General features: G+C 39.2%; 12 protein-coding genes. All 12 read left to right on the top strand.

What is annotated here, in order from left to right:
• Window positions 1-105: 105 nt before the first annotated feature.
• The gene (locus tag EGX73_RS14690; protein ID WP_003126214.1) at window positions 106-834 is read left to right on the top strand and encodes an alpha/beta hydrolase; all 729 of its coding nucleotides are present in this window, start codon (window positions 106-108) and stop codon (window positions 832-834) included.
• Between the two features lie 410 nt (window positions 835-1,244).
• The gene (locus tag EGX73_RS14685) at window positions 1,245-2,099 is read left to right on the top strand and encodes a phosphate ABC transporter substrate-binding protein PstS (protein ID WP_003126216.1); all 855 of its coding nucleotides are present in this window, start codon (window positions 1,245-1,247) and stop codon (window positions 2,097-2,099) included.
• 118 nt (window positions 2,100-2,217) lie between these two features.
• A complete protein-coding gene (pstC, locus tag EGX73_RS14680) occupies window positions 2,218-3,138 on the top strand; it encodes a phosphate ABC transporter permease subunit PstC (RefSeq protein WP_003126217.1) in 921 nt (306 codons plus the stop codon).
• Window positions 3,138-4,022, top strand: coding sequence for a phosphate ABC transporter permease PstA (pstA, locus tag EGX73_RS14675; RefSeq protein ID WP_003126218.1), 885 nt, complete (start codon window positions 3,138-3,140; stop codon window positions 4,020-4,022). The genes pstC and pstA overlap by 1 nt, the downstream gene beginning before the upstream one ends.
• 13 nt (window positions 4,023-4,035) lie before the next feature.
• Complete coding sequence (gene pstB / locus EGX73_RS14670) at window positions 4,036-4,842, top strand: phosphate ABC transporter ATP-binding protein PstB (protein WP_003126219.1); 807 nt, start codon at window positions 4,036-4,038, stop codon at window positions 4,840-4,842.
• Window positions 4,843-4,873: 31 nt separating this feature from the next.
• Window positions 4,874-5,632 carry a phosphate ABC transporter ATP-binding protein PstB gene (gene pstB, locus EGX73_RS14665; protein WP_003126221.1) on the top strand — a complete coding sequence of 253 codons (759 nt, stop codon included), beginning with the start codon at window positions 4,874-4,876 and terminating at the stop codon, window positions 5,630-5,632.
• A 12-nt stretch (window positions 5,633-5,644) separates the two neighbouring features.
• Window positions 5,645-6,322: a phosphate signaling complex protein PhoU gene (gene phoU, locus EGX73_RS14660; protein ID WP_003126222.1), complete on the top strand. Its 678-nt coding sequence runs from the start codon at window positions 5,645-5,647 to the stop codon at window positions 6,320-6,322.
• A gap of 407 nt (window positions 6,323-6,729) precedes the next feature.
• Window positions 6,730-8,298 carry a daptomycin-sensing surface protein LiaX gene (gene liaX / locus EGX73_RS14655; RefSeq protein WP_005471173.1) on the top strand — a complete coding sequence of 523 codons (1,569 nt, stop codon included), beginning with the start codon at window positions 6,730-6,732 and terminating at the stop codon, window positions 8,296-8,298.
• 51 nt (window positions 8,299-8,349) lie between these two features.
• Window positions 8,350-8,655 carry a PspC domain-containing protein gene (locus EGX73_RS14650; protein WP_003126224.1) on the top strand — a complete coding sequence of 102 codons (306 nt, stop codon included), beginning with the start codon at window positions 8,350-8,352 and terminating at the stop codon, window positions 8,653-8,655.
• A complete protein-coding gene (locus EGX73_RS14645; protein ID WP_003126225.1) occupies window positions 8,655-9,014 on the top strand; it encodes a phage holin family protein in 360 nt (119 codons plus the stop codon). The genes EGX73_RS14650 and EGX73_RS14645 overlap by 1 nt, the downstream gene beginning before the upstream one ends.
• Before the next feature lie 603 nt (window positions 9,015-9,617).
• Entirely contained in the window at window positions 9,618-10,343 is a 726-nt protein-coding gene (locus EGX73_RS14640; protein ID WP_003126227.1) for a LytTR family transcriptional regulator DNA-binding domain-containing protein, read from the top strand.
• Between the two features lie 28 nt (window positions 10,344-10,371).
• Window positions 10,372-14,937 carry a bacterial Ig-like domain-containing protein gene (locus tag EGX73_RS16405; protein WP_005471174.1) on the top strand — a complete coding sequence of 1,522 codons (4,566 nt, stop codon included), beginning with the start codon at window positions 10,372-10,374 and terminating at the stop codon, window positions 14,935-14,937.
• Window positions 14,938-15,113 lie beyond the last annotated feature (176 nt).

Genomic DNA, 15,113 nt, shown 5'->3' with positions numbered 1-15,113 from the left:
CCCACAAAATGGAAACGCGAACGCAAGTGCCGCTCCCTTCAAACTAGTTAAGAAGCGACTGCTTGGTTCAGGCGGTTCCATTTTGTTGATTTTGGAGGATGGAAAATGAAAAAATATCAAAAAATACTACTTGGTCTAGTGATCGGCCTACTGCTGATCGGTGCAGGTGGATGGTTGGGCTGGCAAAAATTACACTATCCGGCAAGTGAAGCCGCTCAAGCAGCTCTTTCAAAAGGGCAAGAGAAACGAGATGCGCTTTATTTCTCTGGAGACCCTGAAAAACCACTCGTTGTTTTTTATCCGGGAGCACTAGTAGATGCAGAAAGTTACAGTATTTGGGCAAAAGAGGTGTCTGAAAAAGGATACTCGGTTGCAATCGTCAAGATGCCCTTTGATATGGCGGTCCTTGGGGGAAATCGAGCAGAGAATATTTTAAACGAATTTCCACATAGTGGCTATGTGATTGGCGGGCATTCATTGGGTGGCGTGATTGCAAGCCGTTATGCCGCTAGTCAAAAGAATGGGTTAAAGGGAGTCTTTTTCTTAGCGAGTTATCCAGATGAAAAAGGCAGTTTAGCAGAGACTAATTTGCCTGTGCTTTCTCTCACTGCTAGCAATGACGAGGTATTGAATCAAGGGAATTATCAAGCAGCAAAAACCTATTTGCCGGATTCAGCTATTTTCGAAACAATCTCAGGAGGCAATCACGCTGGTTTTGGTAGTTACGGCTCACAGCGTGGTGACGGAGCTGCCTCGATTTCAAATGAGGAACAACAACAACAGATCGCTGAGAAACTCACACAATGGTTAGATAACCTGGATAAAACACAATAATCCGTTATTTTGGACAAAAAAAGACGGCAGAAGCTGGTACATAAATGACCACTTCTGCCGCCGTTTTGATTCAACATACATTTGGGGAAATGTTGATGAAATCACGAAAACGTCGAACATAATTTGGGGCTATTCTTGATTGGGGAAGCAAGAAAGGTTATTATGTTCTTTTAATAATTGTTTTCTTATCCAGTATAGCACAGTAAGAATTGACAATATACTTCTTTTTACTAATTGAAAAAAATTTTTACTTTTTTACTTTTAGTTATTTTCTGTAAGTGATTGTAGGAAATGGAGTAAATTTTTGTCAGGAGTGAGAAATATTAGCAAATAATAATTTTCAACAATTCCATAAAATGGTAAAATGGAAATAATTGTATTTAACTTTGGAGAGAACAAGGAGCGTTATCATGAAAAAATTGAAATTTTTGGGACCAGTTTTAGGCTTGGTCATTCTATTATCAGGATGTGCAAAATGGATCGATCAAGGGGAATCGATCACCGCTGTCGGCTCATCCGCATTACAGCCGTTAGTAGAGACTGTGGCAGAAGAATTCCAAAATGAAAACCCAGGCAGATTTATTAATGTTCAAGGTGGCGGTAGTGGTACAGGATTGAGCCAAGTTCAAGCAGGTGCTGTAGATATCGGCAACTCAGATCTGTTTGCAGAAGAAAAGTCTGGTATCGATGCTAAAGCACTTGTGGATCATAAAGTAGCTGTAGTAGGAATCACTCCTATTGTAAATAAAAATGTCGGTGTATCTGATATCTCTACAGAAAATTTACGAAAGATTTTTCTAGGCGAAATTACCAACTGGAAAGAAGTAGGGGGGAATGATCAAAAAATCGTTCTATTGAACCGTGCGGCAGGAAGCGGAACAAGAGGAACCTTCGAAAAATGGATCATGGATGGAGAAACAGCAATCCCATCGCAAGAACAAGATTCAAGTGGAATGGTCCGTTCGATTGTTTCGGATACGCCGGGAGCTATCAGTTACGTTGCATTCTCTTATGTGACGGATGATGTCAATGTTCTTTCTATTGATGGCGTAGCACCGACAGACGAAAATGTGACGACAAATGACTGGAAAGTCTGGGCGTATGAACACATGTATACGAAGGGAGAACCTACAGCACTGACAGCAGAATTCCTAGAGTATATCCTTTCGGATGAAGTTCAAGAGCACATTGTTGGGGATCTTGGTTATATTCCTATTTCAAGAATGCAAGTTGAACGTGATTGGGAAGGAAATGTCATCAAGTAACCTTTACACAAAATTTACAATGTTGCCGAAAAATTTACAAAAGGTTTAACAGAAATTGATGTTCGAGCGATAAACTAATATTTGTGAATTTAGTTTGATTTTTGAGGAGGAATCCCTCGTGGAAAATGTAAAAGAAGTGTTAACGAAAAAATCTAAGCGAGCAAAAATGGAGCAGCGGGGAAAGCTCATTAGTTTTCTTTGTATCGCATTGATCGTTTTGGTTGTGATCTCAATTTTTTATTTTGTAGCAAGTCGTGGGCTTGCCACGTTTTTCGTTGATAAAGTAAATGTGTTTGATTTCTTGTTTGGTACACAATGGAACCCTAGTGCTGTTGGTCCAGATGGACAGCCGCTTGTCGGCGCATTGCCGATGATCGTCGGCTCATTTGTGGTAACTTTCTTATCAGCGATTATCGCAACACCATTTGCGATTGGTGCAGCTGTCTTTATGGTAGAAGTTTCCCCTCGCAACGGTGAAAAGATTTTGCAGCCAGTTATCGAGTTACTAGTGGGGATCCCATCCGTTGTTTACGGATTTATCGGACTATCCGTGATTGTTCCAGCGGTCCGTTCTGTTTTTGGCGGTACTGGTTTTGGGATTCTGGCAGGGACATTTGTTCTGTTTATCATGATCTTGCCAACTGTGACGACAATGACTGTCGATGCGTTGCGAGCAGTCCCAAGACACTATCGCGAAGCCTCACTTGCTCTTGGAGCAACAAGATGGCAAACGATTTACAAAGTTGTTTTGCGGGCAGCAGTTCCAGGGATTTTAACAGCAGTCGTCTTTGGAATGGCTCGGGCATTTGGTGAAGCATTGGCCATCCAAATGGTGATCGGGAATGCGGCATTGATGCCGTCTAGCTTGGTGACACCTGCTTCAACATTGACATCGATTCTAACGATGGGAATCGGAAATACGATCATGGGGACTGTTGAAAATAACGTGCTATGGTCATTAGCGCTGATCTTATTATTAATGTCTTTATTGTTCAATATTGTGATTCGATTGATTGGTAAGAAAGGAGCGTTGAAATAATGAATGCAAAACGCTCAGATAAAATTGCGACTGGTGTGCTTTATGCTGTAGCAGGAATCATTGTTTTGATTTTGGCTTCTTTATTGCTTTATATCTTAGTACGAGGGATTCCTCATATCAGTTGGGAATTTTTGACCTCACCTTCCAAAGCTTATCAAGAAGGTGGTGGGATTGGGATTCAGCTATTCAACTCATTGTATCTTTTATTGGTTACAATGATCATTAGTTTCCCGATTTCATTAGGTGCCGGGATCTATTTATCCGAATATGCGAAAAAGAATTGGTTTACAGATGTAGTGAGAACATCGATTGAGATTCTTAGTTCGTTGCCTTCAGTTGTAGTCGGTCTTTTTGGTTTTTTAGTCTTCGTTATCCAATTCGGTTACGGATTCTCGATTATTTCAGGAGCCCTAGCACTAACGTTTTTCAATTTACCATTACTAACAAGAAATGTAGAAGAATCATTGCAAGCCATCCACTATACACAGCGTGAAGCTGGGTTGTCGCTTGGATTGTCACGCTGGGAAACAGTCATGCGAATCATCGTTCCTGAAGCAACACCAGGGATATTGACTGGTGTGATCCTAAGTTCAGGACGTATTTTCGGGGAAGCCGCAGCATTGATTTACACCGCAGGTCAGAGTGCGCCAGCGTTAGACTTTTCAAATTGGAACCCGCTGAGTGTTTCCAGCCCGATCAGCATTTTCCGACAAGCGGAAACATTGGCTGTCCATATTTGGAAAATCAATACAGAAGGAACGATGCCTGATGGAATCCAAGTTTCAGCTGGCGCTTCAGCTGTCCTGATCATCGCTGTTCTATTGTTTAACTTTGGCGCTCGTGCAATCGGTAAACGATTGTATAAGAAAATGACGTCAGCATAAGGAGAATCACTGTATGAATGATTATAATTGGGAAGAACGCAATATCATTACCTTTGATCGACCAGAAGACGTCGCTCTTTATACAAATGATCTGCACGTATGGTATGGAACGAATGAAGCGATCAAAGGAATCGATCTGCAATTTGAAAAAAACAAAATTACCGCATTGATTGGACCTTCTGGTTGTGGGAAATCGACCTATCTTCGTTCATTGAATCGCATGAACGATGGTATTGCGAATACGAAAGTAACGGGTCAAATTATGTACAAGGGTGTCGATGTCAATACGAAAGAAGTCGATGTCTATGAAATGCGCAAACGGATTGGCATGGTTTTTCAACGTCCAAATCCTTTCAGTAAATCAATTTATGACAATATCGCATTTGCTTTGCGTCGTCATGGTGAAAAGAACAAGAAGAAATTAGACGAGATCGTTGAAACAAGTTTGAAACAAGCCGCTCTGTGGGATCAAGTCAAAGACAGCCTGGATAAAAGTGCTTTAGCATTGTCCGGGGGGCAACAACAACGTCTGTGTATTGCTCGTGCCATCGCTATGAAGCCGGATATTTTACTTTTGGATGAACCAGCGAGTGCGCTAGATCCAATCTCTACCGGAACGGTTGAAGAAACATTGGTCAACTTAAAGCAAGATTATTCGATTATTATCGTGACGCACAACATGCAGCAAGCTGCACGGATCAGTGACTATACCGCGTTCTTTTACTTGGGAAATGCAATTGAATATGATCACACACGAAAAATATTCACGCGTCCTAAAATCCAAGCAACAGAAGATTATGTATCAGGTCACTTTGGCTAATCTGATCCGATCAGTAAACGGAGGCTAAGAAATGGCAGAAGAAATTATCACATCAAAAGATCTGCATTTATATTATGGAAAAAAAGAAGCACTAAAAGGAATCGATCTTTCCATCAATAAAGGAGAAATTACTGCAATGATCGGTCCTTCCGGCTGCGGCAAGTCGACTTATCTTCGTTCGTTGAATCGGATGAATGATTTGATTCCTGGTGTCACGATCACAGGGAGTGTCGTATATAAAGGAAAAGACATCTACAGTCCGCAACAAGATACAGTAGATTTACGGAAAGAAATCGGTATGGTTTTCCAACAACCGAATCCATTTCCCTTTTCGATTTACGAAAACGTTATTTATGGGTTAAAATTAAAGGGTGTCAAAGACAAAGAGATTCTCGATAAAACCGTGGAAGAAAGCTTGAAAGCTGCCTCAGTATGGGATGATGTCAAAGATAAGCTTCATCAAAGTGCGCTTTCTTTGTCTGGCGGCCAGCAACAGCGGGTTTGTATTGCCCGAGTATTGGCTGTCGATCCGGAAATCATTTTATTAGATGAACCAACCAGTGCGTTGGATCCTATTTCATCAGGTAAAATCGAAAATACCCTTTTGACACTAAAAGAACGATACACAATGATCATTGTGACTCATAACATGTCTCAAGCTTCAAGAATCTCTGACAAAACAGCCTTCTTCTTAGATGGCAACTTGATCGAATTCAATGATACCAAGAAAGTATTCTTGAGTCCGAGGGAGAAAGAAACAGAAGACTATATTTCAGGAAGATTTGGTTAGGAGGAAAAAGCAATGTTGCGTACACAATTTGAAGAAGAATTACTGAATCTTCACAATCAATTTTATGAAATGGGGATGCTTGTAAGTAGTGCGATCCATAAATCTGTTCGTGCTTATGTGAAGCATGATAAAGAGATCGCTCAAGAAGTAATAGAAAACGATGAAGCAATCAACAATATGGAAGTTCGACTTGAGAAGAAAAGTTTCGAAATGATTGCCTTGCAACAACCTGTAACGACTGATTTGCGAATGATCATCACTGTGATGAAAGCTAGTTCCGATTTGGAACGAATGGGAGATCACGCGGTATCTATCGCAAAGTCAACGATTCGTGTTAAAGGCGAGACCCGAATTGCAGAGATTGAGAAAGAAATTTCCGATATGTCTGACTATGTCAAAAAAATGGTGGACAATGTTTTGGTCGCTTATGTAAAAACGGACCAAGAAGATGCCCGGATGATTGCACAAATGGATGAGCGGGTAAATGATTACTATCGAGATATCTATTATAAAACGATCGATAGCATGAAAGCCAATCCTGAGACAGTTGTCAGTGGTACGGATTATCTTTCTGTGGCCCAATATCTCGAGCGGATTGGTGATTATGTCACAAATATTTGCGAATGGATCGTTTATTTGGCTACTGGTAAGATCAGTGAGTTAAATAGTAATCGTTCTGAGCTGATGTAGTGAGCATATCTTTGTTCAAAATATAGATTTAGCTCATCAGCTTTCACATGAATGTATATTATTATTGTACGGACTGTACTGTAAGAAGAGAGATGAAAAATAGCGTATCATTGATCTGGGATCATGGATAAACTATTGGAAAACGTGTGAGGTTATTCTTGCGCTATTCGGTTCTTCTGTAGTACAGTTTTTTTGTAGTTTTTTAGATAAAGCTGATAAGCACAAGTTTTCCTTTCACAAAGAATCATCTTCTCTGATTTCAAGCAGAACAATTACTCTTTTATTGAAAGAACTTCGGATTGATAAAAACTTGGTACTTAAGACCTATGACAGTTTGCGGAAAAACAGGCATAATAGGTTCGTAAGCTAAACTTGCAAACAAAAATTTGCTGAAGGAGGCAATTTCCATGAACGAAAGAGAACGTGTATTGGATTTAGTGAAAAAAGGTGTGCTTTCTACAGAAGAAGCATTGGATTTGCTGGAAGGAATGGCAAAAGCCAAAGACGAGAATCAAATCAACAAAGCTGCAGCTGAAGTATCCGCTGATAAGACAAATAATGACTTTTTTGAAGAAGTTGAAGAAGCCCACGAGAAAGAAGAAGCTTCTTTTGATGGTGAAGAAAAACTTCGTCAAAATGAAGCACAAGATAAAGAAAATCTTGAAAAAATCTTGGACGGATTGGCAACTGAGGCAAACCAAGCTTCTGCTGAATTAGATGAGATCAATGTAGAAATTCAAGGTGTAAAAGAGGAACTGAAAGAAGCACAAGAAGTCCTCATGCAATTGAACACAAAAGAGGAATTGGATCAATTATCTGAAGAAGAACTTGCAACACGGCAAGAGACGGAAGCGACAATCGCTTCTCTAGAAGATTCATTAGATAGTTTGAGCGAAGAAAAAGCGACATTGGATGCGAAGTTGAAAAATATTCGCAAAGACCAATGGTCACAAACAAAAGAAAAAATCAGCCAAAAACTTGATATTCCAGATGACTGGAAAGAACAAGCCTCTGATACATTTACTCAAGTCAGTGAAAAAATGGTTGATGCAGGTACTCAATTTGGACAATTCTTGAAAAAAACAGTTCGTGCTGTTTCAGAATCAGTGAATGACAACATGGAATGGAAAGATATCAATCTGAAAGTTCCAGGAGTAGCAGCAACGAAATTTGAACATACCTTTGAATATGCTGAAACAGAAGCAACATTGATCGATGTGAAACTAGCAAACGGAAATGTTGAATTCCGCTTGTGGGATCAACCGGGTGTGAAAGTGGATGCTAAAATCAAACTCTATGGTAAAATGGATGCTGCAACACCTTTCGATGCTTTTGATGCACGAAGCCAAATTGATGTCGACGATGAACGCATTTCATTCCAAATTCCAAACAAGCGTATCCGCGCTGATCTGGTTTTCTATCTGCCGACACGTACCTATGATCATGTTGCAGTGAAATTGTTGAACGGGAATGTAACATTTGACGAATTGGTGGCAAGAGATGTTTATACGAAATCAACCAACGGTACGATCGATTTCCGCAAAGTAGATGCTACGATGTTGGAGATTGAAGGTGTCAATGGAAATATCTTGGTTCAAGATGGAGATATCCTTGATGCTATCATTGAAACTGTCAATGGGGATGTTACTCTTACCGCGACACCACAAAATACTGGAATTTCTCTAGTGAACGGTAATATCCGAATCACTTACAAAGAAGACCGACTACAAAAATTAAATGCTAGCTCAGTCAACGGAAATGTCAAAGTAGCATTACCACAATCAGTTGGATTTGAAGGCTTGGCAAAAACCAGCTTAGGAAGTATCAATCAACGGCTGAGCAATTTTGAAATCGTGCGTGAGAAAAAAGAACGTATGAACCAATTATTGCAATTCCGCCGCGTAGCTGATAAAGTAGCACAAGTCGATCTTTCAACAACGACTGGGAATGTCTTTATCAAAGACACAGAACAATAATCTGATTCCATCAGATCTATAGATAGATTGTCAGAAGGAAGGTGAAGGTAAATGAACAAACGATTAACGAAATCAACCAATAATGTAGTGATTACAGGTACTCTGGGAGGTTTAGCAGAATACTTAGGAATCGATCCAACGATCATCCGTGTGATCTATGTCTTTCTATCATTAGTGACAGCTGGTTTCCCTGGGATCACCCTTTATGTCATCATGGCGATCTTGATCCCTTCTGGACGCAAAAGCTCTGGTGGATATGGACACGACAATCAGTACTACAAAGCGAACAACAAAGAAACAAATCGTCCGCGCAAAGAAGCAGATAAAGTCGAGGATGAGGACTGGAGTGACTTCTAATGTCCTACTTTCAACGACTGATAATGAATACACTCACCTTTGTTGCTCTGGCAGTATTGCTGCCAAACATGGTCCATGTACGTAGCATCATGATGGCATTAGTAGCCAGCTTTGTTCTCTCTATTTTAAATGCGTTGATCAAACCAATCTTGAGTATCATCTCATTTCCATTAACGCTGTTGACATTTGGGCTTTTCAGTTTTGTCATCAATGCTTTAATGCTGAATTTGACTTCAACTTTTGTAGGAGCTGCTAACTTTGGCTTTTCCTCATTTGGTGCAGCGATTCTGGTTGCTTTGATTATGTCAGTGATCAATATGATTGTGACTGAACACCATATCGAAAAATATACAAAATAAAACATCCACACGTTTCTGATACATAGCTAGCTATGTTGAAAGAACGTGTGGATGTTTTTGTTGTTTAATATTAAAGAACAATGTGAACAAACAAACTGTAATAATAAGAAAAGCAAAACATCTTTTTTTGTAATTTTTTATAAAAGAAAGACAAATCCGCCAATTATTTCTTCGAAATAACCATTTTTTGTCATGTTCATCTAGCTGTGTCATGTTAAATTGAGTAGAAGAATCTGTGAAAATACTCGTGTCTATTAGTTTCATTTGTTATTGTTTCGCAGTGATAAATATTGATAGAAGTAGTATTTTATGAAGGGGATCGATGGGAATACGAGCAGTATCATCGCACCACTTTTTTGACTAATAGCTATTCACTAAAACGAATAGTCTAAGCAGTTAAGCCGCCCACGCTAGAGTACCATTCTAAAATCTACGGAAACAATTCTTGCTGAATATCCACTACTACTAACTAAGTGAATAGTTATATTGTTCTTAAATACAGCTGAATTTTTGCACAAAGGTTCTTTTAATGCGCTTGAAAGTGCAAGCGGGCATTTTTGATTAATAATACAATTAAAAATGATGTAAAAAAGGAGAACTTAGATGTCTGCAAATTTAAGCAACTTTGCTGTTTATGTAGTAGATGATAATTTTTTTAATGGAGAGTGGCTAAAAAAAGCGATCCAAGAATGCCAACTTCCGTGTGCTTCAGTAGAAATTTTCCTGCCGGACCAATTTGAGCGTTTTATTAATGAACACCTTACCGATATCAATGATTTATTCTTATTTTCCACTGATATGAAAGGATATGATCGAGGTTTTCAATTAGCAGGAAGATTGAGAAGCCAATGTAAAAAATGTCAAATAGCTTTTTATGGAATAGATGCTTCAAAGATACAGATGAAAAAAATGAACCTCCTGTGCCCATTAGGGATCATTGATACAAAAGAAGCGTTTAAACACCAACTAAGAAACTTATTAATTGAAGCAATAGAAATAAAGCAATCATTATTAGGCAAAAAGCACTTATTAAAGCTTGAAAACAAACGAGAATTGATCGTTATGGATGCAGAATCAATCAACTATATCACAACGGTCAAAGAAGAGCGCAACCAAATCGTTCTTCACCAAAAGAAGTCGATCGAATACATTGAGATGTCCTTGAAAGTCATCAAGCAATTGGACCTACCCGCTTATTATAAAGTGTTTAAATCCTACATTATCAATACAGGACAAATCAGGAAAATTGATCGAACAAACAACATTCTTTCTTTTTTTAGCGGTGAAGAATTAGAAGTGGGTAAGAAAATAAGAAAAGCGATTGATTAAAAATACATATATAAATTGGAGGAGAATAATGAAGAAAATCACTAAAAAAATAGAACAAAGTATGGTTGTTATTGCATTGAGTCTTACTCAGATCACAACGCCAATACTGGTGATTGCTGAAACATCTGAGGCTGATCAGCCAGCTGAAACAATTAGTAAAATAGACAAAGAAAAAGATCCTATCTTGGCTTCATCTGAAAAAGAAGCTTCCTCATTCACTTCAAGTGCTAGTAGTCAAGAAGAAGTTGATACTTCTTCCAGTGAAGAGAACGAAGTGGATCAAAGTGAGGAAACATCAGGTATAAAAGATTCTAGTGTTGCAGAAACTGAAACCAACAAATCTTCTACTGATCCCAAAATAGTTAAGAAAGAAGAAAATGCTTCTCGTTCCAATCGACAAATAAAGGCGCAAGAACTTTTAAAGAAAGGAACACTGCTTACGATGGCTGATGAAGAGTACAGCCAAACACAGGAAACAAGAGTGCTAAATAATACACCAGTTAAACTAAAATTGGATTTTGAAATCATTGACGAAGATTACTTAGCTGGAACAACTGTTGTTTTTAGTTTGCCGGACACCCTTGGATTTACCGATAATCAAGGGACGATTCAAGGCATCGATGCGACTTGGCAAGTAGACAGTGCCAATCGTCAAGTAACGATCACTTTTAATCAAGCTATCCACGATGCAACATTTTCCCTTGAATTAAAGAGTTATCTTTATTCAGAAAGTACCCCGCAAATCAAAGTGACAATTGATGATCTAAATAAAACCAGTTATGCGATCGATCTTTATGAAGATGTCGAATCATTGAAGTACGAGCAACAAAAAAACATTTTTGGTCTAGATGGTACAGTGTATTATAATTTAGACCGCAAGCTCTCGGGAACGGAAACACTCTCTTTGCAACTTATTGACACCCCAGGAGCAGTTTTCAAAAAAATAGAATCGCAACCACTAAAGGTTTATAGCTATGATGTAGATATCAAAGGGAATATCACGCCAGAAACGCAAACGGAGCTAGCCGCTGGCACAGATTATACAATTACAGCTAATGACTTACAAAATACAGCAGTTGAGATCAAACAAATGGATCAGCAAAAGGCTTATGGTGTTGTCTATCAATTCACGATGAGCATATCTGAAATTAGTTACCATCAGTATTCTTATTACAAAAACTATCCAACCACCGGTTTTGGATCAGTAAATCTTGAACCATCGGCTGGGGAGTACCGTGGAATTTCTTTTGTGGCAAAAACAAGTCAAACTGAAAAAGAAATTTCATCAAGGTATTATACAGCTGTTGCCGGTGGAAATTTATATTCCAATGAAAAGGGATCCTACTATTTAACATTACATGGCATGCCAACTGAAATGAAAAAAGGACAGCAGATAACGATATCCGCTGAAAATGGACAGGAACTTACAGTGAAGCAACTAATGGTCAATGATGCTTTTTATCAAAATGTACCTTTAGATGAATACTTTAAAGTCGAAAATTCTAACGGCATGTTGACCTTGACGGCAACCAAAGACAGTAACCTAGCATTTTCCATGATTCATCTTACGGTTCCTTTTGATCAAAAAGACATCGTCATGAATGTCACGACTCCTTTGATTCCCAATGAAAAATTCAAAGTGATTGGGGATGATTATGTACAACCAATCTCAGTTTTATATCCTAATTCAGCTGAGACAGCTTGGGGGAACTACAACCAAAATGGTGCCTATTCAAATGATACTTCAGTCAACGTTGAAGGAAGCACAACACAACCTGTCGAAAATCTTAAAATCTTCGTCGAACATCCAGATTATTTGACACTTAGAAAAGTTCCAGAAGTGAACTATTATTACAAGATCGATCAAGATTACCGTATCGAGAAGGTTGAGGGAGGGTCCTTAGTTACTTTTATTACGCCAATCAATCGTTCAATTCAATTTGACATTGGATTTAATTATGTGCCAGACAGTCTCGCTTCTACAACGCGGATCCCAGTAGATAAAATTCCGATTAGTATCTCAGCGGATGGCTTGGATACTGTCAATACAACAGTTACCACTGGAAGAAAAAACTATTCAGAACAAACGTTGCAAGGAAGCAAAAATCAATTTTTAGTTAATGCCCGGCAAGATACCATCAAAGATCTGAAGGTAGAAACACATGTACCAATGAATACAGATGTCGTATTTTCCATTATCGATGTCTCCAATGATCAAGTGGAAGGGATTTATCCTCAATACTGGGCTCGGGGGCAATACAATACGCAAGTCATGAAAGAATCAGATCCGAATTACCCTACCATCACGCATGATGAAGCGACGAATTATTATACGTTCGATTTTGGGACAACTGATCACAGATACATCATTGCCTATCATTATGCAAATGGTTGGCAGGAAACGAAATCAATTCTGATACCGGGATTTGCTAAAGAACCACTGTATGGTAATCAACAAGGGTCATCGACGGTCACTGTCTCTAATACCGCAACAGACATTATCGATATTAGTCAAAGGACAGTTACTAGCGCAAAAAACGTAACCCAAGTCACTGTGAAAACGAAAAACATTGATGATGGAACAAAGAAAGTTGTAAATCCAACGTTCAGCTTAAAATCTATTGGCAACACCAATGGAGAAATCGATCCAAACTCCATCAGAATCTCAAATGTTCCTGATGATAGTTATAAAGTAGAGAAAGTTAATGGTGAGATTCAGCTGGTTTTTGCAAACTATGTGCTTAAGGAGAACGTGGAGATCAGCTATACCGTCCTTTCTCAAAACGCTGGTCAAATTTCTGCATCAGCCACCATTTCATCCGAGACGATTGATACATTGTCCGAAGCAAAGCGCACCGCGACATCCACTATCGCAAATCTGCAATTTTCAGCAGGTGATTCGGAAGGGATTATCTATAAAACGTCTGCTTTACTTGATGTCTTTGATACAGAAAGGCCGACAAAAAAGATTGCTGGAGTTTCATTAATGTTAATCAATCAGTTGACTGGAACTGTGATCAACACCACCACTGATCAAGTAGGCGAGTCACAGTTGACAGATATTTATACAGGTAAATACAAGGTATACGTTTCAAAAGTTCCTGAAGGATATGTTGTTCCAGAAGATATTCAATCTGGTATGGATGTAAAAGTCAATCGAACGGGTAACCAGATATCTATTGGAATCACACCAGAAAAAGATTTATCCAGTATTTCAGTAAAAGACAGCACATTATACGTAGGAGACACATGGCAAGCCGAGGACAACTTTGTCTCTGCGTCGGACAAACAAGGCAATAACGTAACATTTTCAAAAGTAACCATTAGCGGCGATGTTGATACATCAAAAGTAGGTAGTTATCAAGTGACTTATACCAATGGAACAGCTAAGGCAGTGGCAACGATCACCGTCGTGTCTGATCAAGCAACCGTGGTAGCCAAAGATAGTACGCTCTATGTGGGAGATTCTTGGCAGGCGGAAGACAATTTTGTATCCGTCACAGATAAAGACGGAAAAGCAGTATCACTCGCTAATGTAACCGTCACAGGTACGGTAGACACTACGACACCCGGAAAATATGAAGTCAGCTACCGCAATGGTAAAGTTGAAGCAATAGCTACGATCACAGTTTTAGCAGATCAAACAAGCGTCAAAGCAAAAGACAGCACATTATACGTAGGAGACACATGGCAAGCTGAGGACAACTTTGTTTCTGCGACGGACAAACAAGGCAATAACGTAACATTTTCAGAAGTAACTGTTAGCGGCGATGTTGATACTTCAAAAGCAGGTAGTTATCAAGTGACCTACAAAAATGGAAACGCCGAGTCAGTGGCAACGATCACCGTCGTGTCTGATCAAGCAACCGTGGTAGCCAAAGATAGTACGCTCTACGTAGGAGACACATGGCAGGCAGAAGATAACTTTGTCTCTGCGACGGATAAAGAGGGAAAAACGTTGTCAGTAGCTGAATTGGATATAACAGGGGATGTCGATACTACGACACCTGGCAAATATGAAATCAGCTACCGCAATGGTAAAGTTGAAGCAATAGCTACGATCACAGTTTTAGCAGATCAAACAAGCGTAGTTGTTAAGGACTCAGTAGTGTATGTAGGCGATCAATGGGAGGCTAAGAACAATTTTGTCTCAGCAACTGATCGTGAGGGCAATACCCTATCAATTGAACGACTTCTTATTGAAGGATCTGTTGATACCAGGAAGGTCGGTACTTATCAGGTGAACTATTCTGTTGTTTCAAATGAGAAAGTAGCAAATCCAGCGCTGTTTGAGCGCATATTTGGGACAACCAAACAATTGACTGTTACGGCAACGGCTACGATTCAAGTGATCGAAAAACAACCAGCAACCGACGATGGAAAAAAATCTAACAACAATGATCAAACTAAACCAGTTGATCCAAAGTCAAATGATGGAAGTAAACTGATCAAAGCAACTGCTAAAGATCGTCAACAGCGAGTTTTGCCAAAAACTGGTTCGAGTGACAATCAAGTTTATCCATTAGTGGGGATTGCATTCATTGGTCTTGTTGTTACCTTCTTCTTTAGAAGAAAGAAAAAAGCGAACGAATAAGCTTATAAAATTGGCTCAATAGCCAAGCAAGAAAGCAGCGAGTATTCGTTGCTTTTTTGTTGGTCCTTAGTAAGTTAGTCCTAGCAGCTGGCAAAAAAAGAGCTGACTATTCTTTTAACGTACCTGGTTGACTAGTTCGTGACTGCATGTCGTTTATTTAAAGGACTGCAATGAAA

This window comes from Enterococcus sp. FDAARGOS_553 (genome assembly GCF_003812305.1).
Taxonomy (GTDB): Bacteria; Bacillota; Bacilli; order Lactobacillales; family Enterococcaceae; genus Enterococcus_D; species Enterococcus_D gallinarum.
This window is presented reverse-complemented; position numbering and strand designations above follow the sequence as displayed.